18 protein-coding genes are annotated in these 14,941 nt (G+C 38.8%); 10 read left to right on the top strand and 8 right to left on the bottom strand.

Features of this window, described 5'->3' with window-relative positions; translation table 11 throughout:
• Positions 1–88: 88 nt before the first annotated feature.
• From era to JXQ92_RS16345, 3 genes are read left to right on the top strand one after another with little or no spacing between them, the layout of a single operon-like run.
• On the top strand, positions 89–976 hold the full coding sequence (gene era, locus JXQ92_RS16355; protein ID WP_421987716.1) for a GTPase Era: 888 nt from the start codon (positions 89–91) through the stop codon (positions 974–976).
• A 12-nt stretch (positions 977–988) separates the two neighbouring features.
• The gene (gene der / locus JXQ92_RS16350; protein ID WP_421987715.1) at positions 989–2,296 is read left to right on the top strand and encodes a ribosome biogenesis GTPase Der; all 1,308 of its coding nucleotides are present in this window, start codon (positions 989–991) and stop codon (positions 2,294–2,296) included.
• The gene (locus JXQ92_RS16345; RefSeq protein ID WP_421987714.1) at positions 2,296–2,901 is read left to right on the top strand and encodes a transcription elongation protein SprT; all 606 of its coding nucleotides are present in this window, start codon (positions 2,296–2,298) and stop codon (positions 2,899–2,901) included. The genes der and JXQ92_RS16345 overlap by 1 nt, the downstream gene beginning before the upstream one ends.
• Before the next feature lie 6 nt (positions 2,902–2,907).
• Here the strand turns inward: JXQ92_RS16345 and JXQ92_RS16340 are convergent, their stop codons facing one another.
• The 8 genes from JXQ92_RS16340 to JXQ92_RS16305 form a co-directional block, all read right to left on the bottom strand.
• Positions 2,908–3,477, bottom strand: a complete 570-nt coding sequence (locus tag JXQ92_RS16340) for a hypothetical protein (protein ID WP_421987713.1) — start codon at positions 3,475–3,477, stop codon at positions 2,908–2,910.
• Positions 3,470–4,282: an N-acetylmuramic acid 6-phosphate etherase gene (gene murQ / locus JXQ92_RS16335; RefSeq protein ID WP_421987712.1), complete on the bottom strand. Its 813-nt coding sequence runs from the start codon at positions 4,280–4,282 to the stop codon at positions 3,470–3,472. Before murQ ends, JXQ92_RS16340 begins: the two co-directional genes overlap by 8 nt.
• A gap of 30 nt (positions 4,283–4,312) precedes the next feature.
• A complete protein-coding gene (locus JXQ92_RS16330) occupies positions 4,313–5,146 on the bottom strand; it encodes a BadF/BadG/BcrA/BcrD ATPase family protein (RefSeq protein WP_421987711.1) in 834 nt (277 codons plus the stop codon).
• Between the two features lie 206 nt (positions 5,147–5,352).
• Positions 5,353–5,808 carry a hypothetical protein gene (locus JXQ92_RS16325; RefSeq protein ID WP_421987710.1) on the bottom strand — a complete coding sequence of 152 codons (456 nt, stop codon included), beginning with the start codon at positions 5,806–5,808 and terminating at the stop codon, positions 5,353–5,355.
• Between the two features lie 378 nt (positions 5,809–6,186).
• On the bottom strand, positions 6,187–6,702 hold the full coding sequence (locus JXQ92_RS16320) for a hypothetical protein (RefSeq protein ID WP_421987709.1): 516 nt from the start codon (positions 6,700–6,702) through the stop codon (positions 6,187–6,189).
• A gap of 163 nt (positions 6,703–6,865) precedes the next feature.
• Positions 6,866–7,099: a cytochrome b5 domain-containing protein gene (locus JXQ92_RS16315; protein ID WP_421987708.1), complete on the bottom strand. Its 234-nt coding sequence runs from the start codon at positions 7,097–7,099 to the stop codon at positions 6,866–6,868.
• Positions 7,092–7,703, bottom strand: coding sequence for a hypothetical protein (locus JXQ92_RS16310; protein ID WP_421987707.1), 612 nt, complete (start codon positions 7,701–7,703; stop codon positions 7,092–7,094). Before JXQ92_RS16310 ends, JXQ92_RS16315 begins: the two co-directional genes overlap by 8 nt.
• Complete coding sequence (locus JXQ92_RS16305) at positions 7,690–8,400, bottom strand: RDD family protein (protein WP_421987706.1); 711 nt, start codon at positions 8,398–8,400, stop codon at positions 7,690–7,692. Before JXQ92_RS16305 ends, JXQ92_RS16310 begins: the two co-directional genes overlap by 14 nt.
• 44 nt (positions 8,401–8,444) lie before the next feature.
• Between JXQ92_RS16305 and JXQ92_RS16300 the strand changes: the two genes are divergently transcribed.
• From JXQ92_RS16300 to JXQ92_RS16270, 7 genes are read left to right on the top strand one after another with little or no spacing between them, the layout of a single operon-like run.
• Positions 8,445–9,401 carry a stage II sporulation protein M gene (locus JXQ92_RS16300; RefSeq protein WP_421987705.1) on the top strand — a complete coding sequence of 319 codons (957 nt, stop codon included), beginning with the start codon at positions 8,445–8,447 and terminating at the stop codon, positions 9,399–9,401.
• Positions 9,391–10,296, top strand: coding sequence for a hypothetical protein (locus JXQ92_RS16295; protein WP_421987704.1), 906 nt, complete (start codon positions 9,391–9,393; stop codon positions 10,294–10,296). The genes JXQ92_RS16300 and JXQ92_RS16295 overlap by 11 nt, the downstream gene beginning before the upstream one ends.
• Positions 10,283–10,984: a DUF4129 domain-containing protein gene (locus JXQ92_RS16290; protein ID WP_421987703.1), complete on the top strand. Its 702-nt coding sequence runs from the start codon at positions 10,283–10,285 to the stop codon at positions 10,982–10,984. The genes JXQ92_RS16295 and JXQ92_RS16290 overlap by 14 nt, the downstream gene beginning before the upstream one ends.
• Positions 10,981–12,180: a DUF4350 domain-containing protein gene (locus JXQ92_RS16285; RefSeq protein ID WP_421987702.1), complete on the top strand. Its 1,200-nt coding sequence runs from the start codon at positions 10,981–10,983 to the stop codon at positions 12,178–12,180. The genes JXQ92_RS16290 and JXQ92_RS16285 overlap by 4 nt, the downstream gene beginning before the upstream one ends.
• Before the next feature lie 2 nt (positions 12,181–12,182).
• The gene (locus JXQ92_RS16280) at positions 12,183–13,160 is read left to right on the top strand and encodes an AAA family ATPase (protein ID WP_421987701.1); all 978 of its coding nucleotides are present in this window, start codon (positions 12,183–12,185) and stop codon (positions 13,158–13,160) included.
• Positions 13,160–14,491: a DUF58 domain-containing protein gene (locus tag JXQ92_RS16275; RefSeq protein ID WP_421987700.1), complete on the top strand. Its 1,332-nt coding sequence runs from the start codon at positions 13,160–13,162 to the stop codon at positions 14,489–14,491. The genes JXQ92_RS16280 and JXQ92_RS16275 overlap by 1 nt, the downstream gene beginning before the upstream one ends.
• Positions 14,488–14,889 carry a hypothetical protein gene (locus JXQ92_RS16270; RefSeq protein WP_421987699.1) on the top strand — a complete coding sequence of 134 codons (402 nt, stop codon included), beginning with the start codon at positions 14,488–14,490 and terminating at the stop codon, positions 14,887–14,889. Before JXQ92_RS16275 ends, JXQ92_RS16270 begins: the two co-directional genes overlap by 4 nt.
• Positions 14,890–14,941: the final 52 nt, after the last annotated feature.

The raw sequence follows: 14,941 nt of genomic DNA, 5'->3' as shown, positions 1-14,941 counted from the left end.
CAACTTCAGTTGTTTTCCTGAAGTGGGATACAAATGTAGGGACAAATCAATTGTAAACAAGTACCTTTGCGACTTAATTTTTAGAAAAATGAGCAGTCAACCACATAAGGCTGGTTTTGTGAGTATTATAGGTAAACCCAATGTGGGAAAATCCACTTTAATGAATGCCCTAGTGGGTGAGCGTTTATCAATTATCACTTCAAAGGCACAAACAACTCGCCATAGAATAATGGGAGTGCTAAGTGGGGAGAATTTTCAGATTATTTATTCTGATACACCTGGAATTTTAAAGCCGGAATATAAGCTGCATGATTCTATGATGAGCTTTGTGAATAGCTCGTTTGAAGATGCTGATGTAATTCTTTTTGTGGCAGACCTTTACGAGAAATTCGAAGAGGAAAAGCAGATCAATTTTCTAAAAGAAAAGAAAGTCCCTGTTATTCTAGTCATGAATAAGATTGACCTTTCTAAAGGGAGTCAAGCAGAGGATAAAGCGGCCTATTGGCAAGAGATGTTTGATTTCGATGCGGTGATCATGGTCTCAGCATTAGAAAAGCAGAACATTGAGTTACTCTTTGAGAAAATAGTAGACCTTTTACCTGAACATCCAGAGTATTTCCCGAAAGATACGTTGACTGATAAGCCAGAACGGTTTTTCGTTGATGAGATTATCAGAGAGAAGATTTTCTTAAACTATAAGAAAGAAGTGCCTTACAGTTGTCAGGTAGTGACGGGTGAATTTAAGGAGGACGAAAAGATTATAAGGATTAGAGCTGAAATATACGTTGAACGTAAAAGTCAGAAAGGCATAATTATCGGTCACAAAGGTGAAGCGATCAAAAAAGTTGGTATCGAAGCACGAAAAGATTTAGAGACATTTTTCGGAAAGCAAGTGCATTTGGAGACCTTTGTAAAAGTAGAACAGGACTGGAGAAAGAAGGAGTTAAAACTCAAGGGCTTCGGATACTCGAATTAGAATTTCAATTATATGGCAAATATTGTAGCGATTGTAGGTAGACCTAATGTAGGTAAATCGACTTTTTTTAACCGTTTGGTGGAAAAAAGACAGGCCATTATGGATAATGAAAGTGGTGTTACCCGAGATCGGCATTATGGCTATGCGGAATGGATTGGCAAGCACTTTACTGTTATTGATACCGGCGGGTATGTTACCGGTTCTGAAGATGTTTTCGAAGGTGCAATTCGAGAGCAGGTGGAAGAAGCTATGAATGAGGCTTCCGTTGTTGTATTTATGGCGGACTGCCATGATGGAATGACGGGTATGGATAATGACTTCGCCAAAATTGTAAGAGGGTTGAAAAAACCTGTGGTAATTGCTGCAAATAAGGCAGATACTGCAGAGTGGTCGTACCAATCGAGTGAGTTTTATGGACTTGGTTTAGGAGAAGTATTCCCAATTTCGTCTTCTAGCGGATCTGGTACTGGCGAACTGTTGGACGAGGTGGTTAAACATTTTGAAGATGACGGCGCTGAAAATCCTGATGATGGTATACCGAGAATTGCGATTTTAGGAAGACCTAATGCCGGAAAATCTTCCTTCATGAATGCCTTGTTGGGTAAAGAAAGAACCATTGTAACCGACGTAGCGGGAACGACAAGAGATTCTATCAATTCGCGATACAAACTTTACGGTCAAGACTTTATTTTGACAGACACGGCTGGTGTTCGGAAGAAGTCTAAAGTTCATGAAGACATAGAGTTTTACTCTGTTATGAGGGCGCTACAAGCACTTCAAGATTCTGATGTATGTATTATTATGGTAGATGCGATTCGAGGACTTGAAGCCCAAGATATGAACTTGATTAGTTTGGCGCTGAAATACAAAAAAGGCCTAATGCTAATGATGAATAAATGGGATTTGATAGAGAAAGATTCAAACACCATGAACAAGGCCAAGGCTCAGCTGGAAGAAAAGCTCGGTCATATGAACTGGATTCCGCAGATTTTTACTTCAGTAACGCATAAACAAAGGATTTTTCAGTCGATAGAATTAGCGGTTAAAGTCTATGAAAATAGAATTAGAAAGATTTCGACTTCGGCACTTAATGATGCCATTTTGCCACAAATTGATCGTTTTCCACCGCCAGCTTTAAAAGGAAAGCACATTAAGATCAAGTACATTACACAGTTACCAACACATTCACCAACCATTGCTTTTTTCTGTAATCTACCACAGTACATTAAGGCGCCATATGAGCGTTATCTTGAGAATAAGATTAGGGAGAGTTTCGAATTTGAAGGTGTACCGATCAAATTAGTATTTAGAAAGAAATAGTGATTGCCGTAGAAGAAGCATTAAAGGAAAAAGTGCCTCAAGAGGCCTTGTCTTATTGTGTACAGCTTTGGGTGGACGATCCTTTTCAATTCAAACTGTCCAGAGCACGAACTTCAAAATTAGGTGATTATAGGTTCGACCCGAAAACATCAAATCATACGGTTACGGTTAATAGGGACCTAAACCCGTATCAGTTTTTAATTACTTATGTACATGAAGTGGCGCATAGAAAAGTCCACAGACTCAATGCTCTGCAAAAGCCTCATGGGCAAGAATGGAAGCAGAGGTTTCAGCAATTGATGCTTCCTTTATTAAGACCTGAAGTCTTTCCTGACGATATTTTAAGAGCCTTGGCAAGACATATGAAGAACCCAAAGGCAAGTACCGCGGCAGACCCAAAACTGCTTCAAATAGTGTCGGGATATGATGAAAATAAGGACCAAGGACCAACACTTGCAAGCCTTGCAGTGGGAGATGAATTCGTATTTAGAAAAAGGTCATTCAGAAAGATTGAGACTAAAAGAACGAGAGCCCTGTGCCTGGATCTGGGCAATAAAAGAAATTACCTAATTCCAATGCTTGTAGAAGTAGAGCCGCTGAATTAGCCTGTACTAGACTCCCAACCTTCGGCTTATAACGGCATTAACTTGCTCGAAAAGTAACAGTGGCTTCAAAGTTCTCCAGTTCACAATATCTAATTGTCCTCCAAAGTTTACGTAGCTATCAATATTGAAGACTTTCATTTCGCCTTGAATGAATTCAGGAAAATTCATGCCGGTAATCCAGCCTTCTTCAACATCCTCAAACCACTCTTCATAATAGCTGTCGTCCGAGCCATGAAAATTCAAAATATTCTCGCCTATCAGTAAATACTTGTTGATACCATATCCATTGAAATGATCAATGATATTCCTCTTTAGGTACATGATGTCATTGTTCAAAGTATCATTCCATTCACCGATAAACTCAATTATGATAAACCCACGATCGTAATCAGTATATAGAATTTTGATATAGAGCGTTTCTGAGCCCATAAAGTCCCAGTGCGGATCTATATAGTAGCCATAGATATTTTCTGAATATAGATCGAAGTTATATTCCTTTCCATCGTATGGTGAATTGGGGTCTTCCGCTACATTATAGTATTTAAGCCAATTATAATAAGGCTCAATATTATGCATTTGAGTCCTTTATAAAATCGATGACTTTACGAACCGACCCATGTTCTTTCAATAGGCCTGATGCGATTTTATAATTCACTTGAAGCATTTCCATGATCATTTTTGCACCCCGATCGACTAATTTATTGTTCGATAGCTGCATATCAACCATCCGGTTACCTTTTACACGTCCTAGCTGGATCATTACAGAGGTAGAAATCATGTTGAGCACCAACTTTTGCGCTGTACCGGCCTTCATTCGAGTGCTGCCTGTAACAAATTCAGGCCCTACAATTGGTTCTATCGGAAACTCCGCTTCCCAAGCCAAAGGACTATCCGGATTGCAAGTAATACAACCCGTAAGAATACCATGTTCCTTGGCCTTTTTCAATCCATTAATCACATACGGAGTGGTTCCTGATGCTGCTATACCAATGACAATGTCCTTGTGATTAATCAGGTATTCTTGAAGATCTTCCCAAGCCTGCTCAGTACTATCTTCAGCGAATTCTACGCTATTTCTAATTGCCGAATCTCCACCAGCAATAATGCCCACTACCATCCCTTGTTCTACACCATATGTAGGGGGGCATTCAGAAGCATCTACAACACCTAGTCGACCACTAGTGCCCGCACCGATATAAAAGATTCGTCCACCAATTTGCATCCTTGGGATTATCTCCTTTACAAGGCCTTCAATTTGAGGTATAACTTTGCTTACTGATTGGGCAACCGTTTGATCTTCTTGGTTAATGTTAGTGAGTAATTCGTTCACCGACATTTTGTCTAAATCCTGATGGTTAGACTCTGATTCTGTAATATTCATGTTCGTTGTTTTGAGCTTTATGGCACCCTGTTATTGGTGAAACAATGTTAACCCTGCAATGGGCTGTTGTGTTATGTGTTTTATATGCAGCCCTTTTTCTTGAGCCACTGTTCTAAGAATGTCACCAAAGAAATAGGCAACTGATCCGGTAAAATGTATGGGCACCGTTTGGCAGTTCTTGTACTTCAATACATTTTTAGAGAGAAATATATGGAAACCATTAGCGACTAGTTGATACATATACGGATCGCTGATGTGCTTGCCTATAAATTTTGCAAAACTCGCCAAAAATCGACCTGGCATAGGTTCTTGATACATTTTATTCAGAAACCCATCTTTGGTTAGCTCAAATTCGGCTTTGAAGATTTCTCGTAAATGTTGTGGCATGTCTTCCCGATAGTAATCGGTGAGCATCGTCTTGCCCAAGTACGTTCCGCCACCTTCATCTGCCACTGCCCAACCAAGGGAAGGTATATTCTCTACAATAGTGTGGCCATCATAGTTACAAGAATTGGTACCTGTACCGATTATACATGCAATGCCTGGCTGATCGCCGCAGAGCGAACGAGCAGCGGCTAAGAGGTCATGATTAACGTCTATTTTGGCATGAGGATAATAGCGTTTTAAGAGATTGGAAATTTTATCGCGATTATGAGCAGAAGAACAGCCTGTACCATAGTAGTATATGCTGTCTATTTTTTCAGGAACTTGATTGTGTAAATTCTGTATCTCTCTTAGAATTTCTTCTTCACTTTGGTAGTATGGGTTAATCCCTTCAGTCTTTGCCTGAGCAATATCACCGTTCTCGTCAATTACTCGCCAGTCTGTTTTGGTAAAACCGCTATCAGCAATAAGTATTTTCATTCCTCTGTAGAATCGCCTTTTGTTTACTTAGATGACATAAAAACGACTTATTACAGCGAATCCATATCTCTTAGTTGCAAGATATACTTCTCCTGCTCCTAACAGAATTAGTTTATGAAAAAACAGCGATTTTAGTGTAAATGATTACCCGTATTGAGCAAAAGGGTAATTCAGAAATGATATGTACTTAAAAAATGAGGTGTGGTTTATTGTTGTTTTGGTTCGTTTTTTACCACCAACTTTCGGCCTTCTTTCATCCTTGTAAGACGATAAACCTTTTCGCCCAACTGACCTATCGGCATGAAGCCTTTTAAATTTTCAGTTGTTCTTGAAATTCTCATTTGGTCGTTATTCTCTAACTGGCCTAATAAACTGAATTTTTCTCCACTTTGTGTGGTGTAAGAGATCAGGATTTGATCTTTGTAGCGAACTATATTATGTGATTCAACACTTTTACCCCAGGCCTTAACGTTTACAGAATCTCCGTTTAATGCAAGGTCTAAAACAACGTCGAGTTCCGAAGGACTTTCGCCTGCCAATACCCACATACCAGCAAGGTTGGCAACACCATCTTTAAAGTATAATGGCTCAACTTTTGACGATGCGCACCCATTCATAAGGGCCAGCGCTACCACCGCAGCGATGAATTTTAATTTCTTCATGTCAGTTCGATTTCATCAAATCTGGTCATCTCTGACCAGACCATCAAATTCTTTCGATGAATGGAATGAATTCTTCGATAACTGGTAATAAATGTATTCCAATTACTAAAAAAAGCATTCCAAATTCGAATAAATAGATGTGAATGACTTTTGCAAAACTAAGATAAATTTGAAAAAGTTCATCGAATCATCGATAATTTTCTATTTAGCCTAAGCTGATATATGAGTTGCCCAAAAGAGGCTATTCAAATGAAGGTATTGAGAACTTATGCTATAAAATGCTTTTGGCGTATAGAAGGCCGTTGAAGAGGTAGCTGGCTAGCAAAAAAATTAGGAGGTCGCTTAGTTGGCGGCCTCCTAATTGAGTTAGTTATTCTTTTATGGCTGGTTATGATCGCAAAGAGAAGTCACTAATTGCCTAGAATAGGTCACATAAGTCGTCATTATACCGTCCTCCATAACCGTTTCAAAACAAGTGGTGCCAAAATATGTGTAGCAGATATCATGCTCATCGTCGAAGTCCCATCTTCCATAGCTTTCAACCTCAATATTACATTCTGGGCCGGCAAAAGAAGGTAGTTCCATAACTTGTCCAAATACCGTGGCTTCCTTAGGTAGCTGTAGATTTTTTTGAACTCTGTTTTCATCAATTTTGGTTTCAGACACTTTCGCTCGCCATTTGTTTTCTCCGATTTGTTCGAGCGCTATACCGTTTACTTCAATACCAAGAAGCTCAATATTCTTGTGCATTTTATTGACGGTAATACTTTGTTCAAAAGAAATCCCTGCGACCTCCATTTGCCTGTTTTCGATACTGATCTCGCTTTTTTCGGCATTGTCTAGACCAACTTCAGGCTGAATGTCATCTGAGCAGCTAAAAATTGTAATTGACATTGTTAGAATTAATAATAAGTATGTGTGTTTCATAATATTGTATTATATGGTTATAAATAATAAACTAAAATATAATAAAAAGAAACTACTACACGAAATATAATTTTTAGTTAGTATCATTCGTGTTTATTAAAAGAAGAGTATACTAAGGTTTGCGCAAAAGTTATTCGCGCAATTCACCGATAACCTTAAACTTTTTAAAGACAGTTTCGGTATGTGGAGCGTCAGGTAATTCATTAGTCAGGTCTTGACCAGCCCAGTGCTCATAGTGTTGTCCATTTCTCCAAAGCTTAGAGGTGGTTACATCGTAGATTTTTCCTTGATATGCCACCCATATTTCTTCTTTGTCTTGGCCGTTGCGCAATGCTAGTTGACTACGTGAATAAGCCTTAGTCATTGTCTAGTTTATTCATATATGCTCGAATTTGCTCATCAGAGCTGTAAAATGCGAAATCGAGCATTTGTGGACCGAGGCGATGTTGCACCGCCAATTCGTCGGCTTTCTTTTCAAAGCGAAGGCGATACTTATCGGACATTACGTATTGCAAAAGGGTGAATAATGTGCCGAAATATTTACGTTGTTCATACTGTATAAAGTGCGCCATTTCATGACCAAGTGCTGCTACCTGTTGATTTAAAGTAAGCCGCTCCATAAATGAGTTTTCTTGAATCAGGATTTTGTAAACTTTGCTTCGCCTAGGTTTTATAAAATTAAATACGCCAAAACTAGCCTCAACGGGGGCTCCTTTCATGTTCTTAATAATGATTTTTAGCTTTCTATCCTGAAGTTCAGGGTAGTGCGAAATGGCCAAAAGCGTGGCTAACTCCATCCCTTTTTTATTCTTATAAGATACCTTTTTACCGTAGACCTCTCTGAGCGAATCAATCTTAGGCAACCAATCTTCCTCGAGATAAACATCAGGATATTCCGATTGACTAAAAACAGGTCCGCTTTGAATTAGGAGTATAAGAAGAGGGCCTAATAACCTACTTGGTGACATAATAAGTATGGTCTCTTAAGAGGGTGTAAAGAAACTTAACGGTTGGCATGTCACTTTGGATATTATATTTCTCTTTGATCTTTCGTTCAACCATGGTAATCGGTTTTTGATTAGCATCATTTTTAAAGGCTCTAAGAGATTCCTTAATCAACCGAACTTCGTTATCACTGATAGAAGCGGCTTCCACAATTTGTGGTTCGTATTCCTCGTCTACCTTGTCCATTAATACTTTGTTCTGAATGTTTGTCGCGGTAATCTTTTTGATTTTCACCACTGTTGTTCCGGCCAAAAGGTCTCCTGTTCTTTGACCATTTTTAGTCAAGATGATAAAAACAACGCCTAGTCCTACGATCAAAAAATCGATTACTTCCATTAGCCACCTTAGAAAATACGCCCCGAAAGAAGGCGTGCTTCCATCTAGCTTCACCACTTTAATTCTAAGGGCCATTTTACCGGCCGTCTGACCATTCAGAAAAACTTCAGCTAAAAGCCTGTAGAGATAAGCGACTACAACAAGCGTCATGTTCAAGGCTAATCCACCACCTAATCCCGCTACATTAAGGATAAAATTGAACAGCAAGAAGAAACCAAGCATGATACAGAGGTCAATAGCAAATGCCAATAGCCTATCTGCAATACCAGCTATTGGGTATTGAAGCTGAATGTTTTGTGTGGTTTGAATGCTAACAGCTTGCATATGAACTATTATTACCTAATTTTTGAGGAAATACGAATCTAATTATGAGGGAGTCCGCCTTCGTGAAGGCAAATATAAGTAAATGGGAAGAGTTTGAAAGTCTAATTGGAGCCAAGTCCAAGAAGGACCCAGATCAATTAGCCGATCTTTTTATTCAGCTAACGGATGACCTTTCTTACGCGCAAACACATTTTCCTCAATCTGAAATTACGATTTACCTGAATAACCTTTCTACAAAGGTCCATCAGTATATCTATAGGAATAAAAAAGAACGTAAGAATCGGTTTGTTGAATTCTGGAAACTTGAATTGCCAAAGATTTTTTGGGTTCATCGGAAGGAATTCCTGTACAGCCTTCTATTTTTTCTGGGAGCTTGCCTAATTGGTGCTTTCTCTGCCGCTAACGATGATGCATTTGTTCGACTCATTTTAGGTGATCAGTATGTAAACATGACTCTGAATAACATTGAAAGAGGTGTACCGCTCGGTGTTTATGGAGAAATGGCCCAGGCCGATATGTTTGTGTACATAACCTTTAACAATGTTCGAGTCTCTTTCATTGCTTTCGCCATGGGACTTTTGGCTTCAATTGGAACGGTTTTTATGTTATTCCAGAATGGAGTTATGCTAGGGTCTTTCCAGTATTTCTTTTACTCAAAAGGTCTTTTAGTCACCTCGCTACTCACCATCTGGATACACGGTACTGTTGAAATAATATCTATCATCATCGCTGGCGGTGCAGGCCTCATAATGGGTAATTCAATACTGTTTCCTGGTACTTATACACGCATGGAATCCCTTAAAAAGGGAGCATTAACTGGGGCCAAAGTGGTTCTTGGTTTGGTGCCAATGTTTATTTTGGCAGGTTTCTTAGAATCGTTTGTCACGAGGCTTTTCGATATGTCAGATTGGATCAAAGGATTAATCATTTTTGGGTCGCTGGCGTTCATGATTTATTACATTATATTATACCCACGAAAACTTTATAAAGATGTCCTATAATCAACAGATAGAATTTTATAAAAAGCGACAATTTGGTGAAAAGTTGAACGCGACGTTCGTCTTTATTCGCGAGAATGCGCTACCATTTTTTAAGATTCAGCTGATGATTGCTGGTCCAATCCTACTATTGATTGCTATTCTTTTAGGAACCATGGTAGGAGATTTAAACTTTGATTTCCAAAGTGGCTTTACCGCTAACGATATCATCAGCATGCTTGAAGTCTATGGTTTATCACTTCTATCGACAATGGTAACCACTACCGTTATTCCAGCGGTTACGTATGGTTATATGGTGGCTTATCAGGAGAGTGCACCTAAGGACATCACTGTGGCTTCGGTAACTAAAGGTTTTGCGAGTAGATTCTTCAATATTTTAGGCTTCAACATACTGACCTATATCGTCGTGATTATAGCGTCAATGTTCTTTATATTACCTGGTATTTACGTGGCGATAACTCTTAGTTTAGGCGCAGCGATTATCGTAATAGAGTCGAGTAACCCGATTGACGCTTTTAGCCGATCCTTTAAACTGATTTCTGGTAAGTGGTGGAGTACTTTTGGCCTAATCTTAGTCATGGTAATAATAGGCTACATTATCAACCTGTTCTTCGGTATTCCTAGACTGATTATAATGGGTCTTGATGCTTTTACTAGCTTCCAAGAAGATGGTGATATTAATGGTTTGGAATTAATGTCAGGAACGAGCCAAGCCATGAATATTCTCTTTTCATTGTTTGAAACGTTCGGTCAAATCTTGCTCTATACTTTAGTCTATATTACTGTTGCATTCCAGTATTTTAATCTGGTAGAAAGAAAAGAATCTAGAGGCTTAGTTTCCAAAATCGAGCAAATGGATAAGGGCGGCAGCGAGGATGATGAGAATGAAGATTATTAATTCCCTATTTCTCTTATTATTTCTAAGTATTCCGGTCCTTGGTCAAGAAGTCCAATCGGCTGATTCTACAGTTGAAATTCGACAGTTCGATAGCGAGAAATTAGCTACCTATAGATCTGACGCTAAATTTCAGTATCAGGTGGCAAAGCCAGAGCCTCCGAATGCTTTCGAACTATTCATAGAAAGAGCGCAAGCATGGTTTATGAGAATGCTTACTTCTGGTACAACGGGTACCATTATAGAAATTCTCTGGAAATTGGCGTTAGTTGTTGGTTTTATCTTTTTTATCATCAAAATATTCGGAGTAGAGATCACCACTGTTTTTAAGCCTAATAAGGTTAAAAACCTAGATTATGAAGTAAGCGAAGAGCAGCTCGGGCTAATCAATTTTGAAGAAGAAATTGCATCTGCCATCGAACAAAAACAATGGCGGTTTGCCATAAGGCTCACGTATTTAAATGCACTGAAGCTAATGGCCGATTCTGGCTTACTTAAAGTGAAAAAAGGTAAGACAAATCGCGATTATTTGTACGAGCTTTCTGGCAACCCAGCTGAGGCGGACTTTGAAAAACTCAGTTTCATTTTTGACTATACGTGGTATGGTCATTTTGAAGCAAATGATAATATAGCTGCTCAAGCACAAGAGCATTTTTCAAACATTGTTGGTACTAAAAGTAGTGGCAAATGAAAGAAAAGAAATACGTAGTTGCGCTTGTTGTGCTAGTTGCCGTTTACGTTGCTGTAGAAATGCTGAAAGGTAGTTCTTTGGATTGGACACCTACTTACCATAACAAGCATAGTATTCCTTTTGGCACCCTGGTAACGCATGATTTAATGGCAGACATGCTAGAGGAATCTGATGTTGAATCGGCCTTTAAAACAATTTACGAACTAGGCAATGAAGATGAAGATAGAAATCTCCTACTCATTGGAGAGGCAATGGCATTAGATAAAAATGATGTCAGTCAGCTTTTAGCTTATGTAGATGAGGGCAGAACGGTGATTTTATCGGGTAAAGAGTTCAGCGGAGCGCTTTCAGATACATTGAAGTTTATTGCAGTTTTAAAAGACCCTTTAATGACTACCGATTTTGAAGCGATTCAAGAAAGTTTAGCCGGTGAGGATAGAGAGATAATATCAGTAAGCATAGGAGATAAAATAAGTACGCATTCCTTTTCAGGAATGGCTACCACTTCCTCCTTTCCTCGATATAGAAAAGAAAATTTTAATGTTATAGCAACTAACGAAAGCAATGAGCCAGTTTTAATGGAGTATAATGGCCTAAAGGGTAGACTTATTCTCTCCTCTATGCCTTTAGCGCTTACTAACTATTTTGTTCTAAATGAAGAAACCACTGATTTTGCGTCTACGCTGTTGAGTTTTTTCCCCAAAGATGAGCCGGTACTACATGTGGAATACTATCGGCTGGGCAGGTTAGAATCGCAGACCCCGCTAAGAGTGGTGTTGAGCAACCGCTCGCTCCGTTGGGCCATGTTTATATTGCTTTTCACGCTGTTGATTTTCATCTTTTTCGAATCAAAACGAAGACAAAGAATCATTCCTCTTATCGACCCTATGAAAAACTTATCAGTAGAGTTTGTTGAAACACTTGGCAGACTTTACTATCGACAAAAAGATCATAGAAAATTGGCGGTAAAACGTGTGGCTTATTGGAAGGACGTCATTCGGCGAAAATATAACCTAAAGCCATCCAGTTCGAATGAAAATTTCATGCTGGAGCTTTCTAAAAAAACGGGAAAAGCTCAGGAAGATATTGAATTACTTTTGTTATCAGTCGATCAGGTAGAAACAGGAGGCGAAATTAGCCTAGAACAATTGATGAGTCTAGAGAAACAATTAAATGCATTTTACGGAATAGAATAAATATGGAAAATCAGGAATCATTTGAAAACAGGGTAGACTTGTCTAAACTGAAAGAAGGCGTTGCACAAATCAGAGAACAGATCGGCAAGGTTATCGTAGGCCAAAAGCAAATGGTCGACCTCATGATAACAGCTGTTTTGGCTGATGGCCATATTTTACTTGAAGGTGTTCCTGGTGTGGCTAAGACTTTGGCTGCCAAACTCGTTGCTAAGAGTATGGCTGTAGATTTTTCAAGGGTGCAATTCACTCCAGATTTAATGCCTTCAGATGTTTTAGGAACAAGCGTTTTCAATATGAAAACCACTGAATTTGACTTTAAGAAAGGCCCAATCTTTTCAAACTTAGTTTTAATAGATGAGATCAACAGAGCTCCTGCAAAAACACAAGCGGCTTTGTTTGAGGTTATGGAAGAAAGGCAAATAACGGTAGATGGCAAAACTTACAAAATGGAAAGCCCGTATTTGGTGCTGGCCACACAGAACCCTGTAGAACAAGAAGGAACCTATCGCTTGCCTGAAGCACAATTAGATCGGTTTCTTTTCAAAATTGAAATTGGCTATCCAAGCGTGGCAGATGAAAAGGAAATATTACTCCGCGCGGCTAACCGAAAAGGAGATCAATTGGATGATGTTTCTCCAGTAATAAAGGCAAAAGACATAGCGGCTTATAAAGAAACACTCAAAGAAATTATTGTAGACGAAAAGCTTTTAGGGTATATCGCGGAAATCGTAGGTAACACCCGACAAGATCAGTCGATTTACTTAGGTGCTTCGCCAAGAGCATCTCTTGCGCTACTCAATGGTTCTAGGGCATTTGCAGCCATTCAAGGAAGAGATTTTGTTACGCCAGAAGACATTCAGTTTTTAGCCACTCATGTGCTGAAGCATAGAATAATTCTGACTCCTGAAAAAGAAATGGAGGGCATTGCTGCAGAAGAAGTTATACAGCAATTGGTATCAAAAACTGAGGTGCCACGTTAATGCGATTTTACCGCTCCTTTTATATCACCAATAGGTTTTTCTTTGCTGCTGGCACAGTCATATTCCTATTTATAGTAGGCTTTGCTTTACCCGCTATAAGTGCGATTGCAGAAGGGCTCTTTTTTCTTTCTCTTGCCTTTATTCTGATAGATTTATTGTTGCTCTATCGGATAAAAGAAGGTATTCAGTTAGAGCGATTATCTACTGAAAAATTTTCAAATGGAGATGATAACCCCATTCGTTTAATCATTGAAAATCAATATCCAATTAGTCTGAATTTGCAGATAATTGACGAGCTACCTGAGCAATTACAGATTCGAAATCAGGTATTTGAACTCTCACTTATTTCAGGTGAAGTAAAAGAAGTTCGCTATAACATTAGACCTACTAAAAGGGGTGAATATTCCTTCGGTGTGGTGAATGTTTATGCTTCTACTTTTCTAAGTATTGTGCGCAGAAGGTATCGGCTGGGAGAAGAAAAGGACGTTGCCGTATACCCTTCTTTCATTCAAATGAGAAAGTATGAATTGCTTGCTATTTCTAATCAACTCCAATCATTTGGGGTGAAAAAGATTCGAAGAATAGGGAACAATATGGAGTTTGAGCAAATCAAAAACTATGTTGCTGGTGATGATTACAGAAAAGTAAATTGGAAGGCTACTGCGAGGAAAAACGAGCTGATGGTTAATCAGTATCAAGACGAAAGGTCCCAACAGGTTTATTCAGTTATTGATAAAGGCCGTGTTATGAAAATGCCTTTTGAGGGATTGAGTCTGCTTGATTACGCAATAAATTCGAGCTTAGTGATTTCTAATATTGCCTTAAAAAAAGGCGATAAGGCCGGTATCATAACATTCCAACATAAAGTAAATTCAGTATTGCCTGCTTCTTCTAGAAATATGCAACTGAACTTGATTTTAGAGCACCTCTATAAGCAAAAGACAGGTTATAAAGAGACAGATTTTTCGAAGCTTTACATTACGCTTAAACGAAAAGTTACTCAGCGATCGCTTGTGCTCTTGTATACCAATTTTGAATCAGTTTCGGCACTGAAAAGACAGCTTCCCTTTCTAAGGAAAATAAGACAGCAACATTTATTGGTTTGTATCTTTTTTCAGAATACCGAGGTAGAAAAACTAATTGATTCACCAGCCCATGATATTGAGGAGGTTTATACAAAGGGTATTGCTGAGCAATTGGCATTTGAGAAGAAACTGATTGTAAAAGAGCTAAAAACCCATGGCATCCATTCAATACTTACGCCGCCAAAAGAACTCAGTGTAAATACTATCAATAAGTACTTAGAGCTAAAAGCAAGAGGTTTGATATGAGGAAATACAAACCAATGTTTATGGGGGTAGCCATTGTTATTACCTTGGCCATATTGTGGAATGCGTTTTCTCAACCAGGACTAGATGATTTTAATTCTACTTTTGAGGAGGTTCATTTAAGCAGAAACGAAAATAACACAGGACCAGTAGACCGCGTGTATATTGTAACCACGAGTGATAGTCTTTTCAGTGAGATGGAATTGTACGGCAAATTGATGCCCTATAGCAAGCAAGGAACTACCAAAGTTTACTTTTTTCATGAAGACAAACCTTATCCCAAGAAAGGTGTTCGCGGTAAAGTCAATTTCGATCAAAAGTTTGAGGAATACTGCCTAGCGCGGTATTATAAGAATAGTTACGGTGCCATTAGCTTCTCGGTGTTTCCTTTCAGGCCTTAAGCGTTTACTTAATAAATACTGAACAGCAAAAGATTATTAATCATGCCCAGTA

The organism is Roseivirga sp., assembly GCF_049099775.1.
GTDB lineage: Bacteria > Bacteroidota > Bacteroidia > Cytophagales > Cyclobacteriaceae > Roseivirga.
Note: the sequence above shows the minus strand (reverse complement) of the source record. Positions and strands in the feature narration are given on the sequence as shown.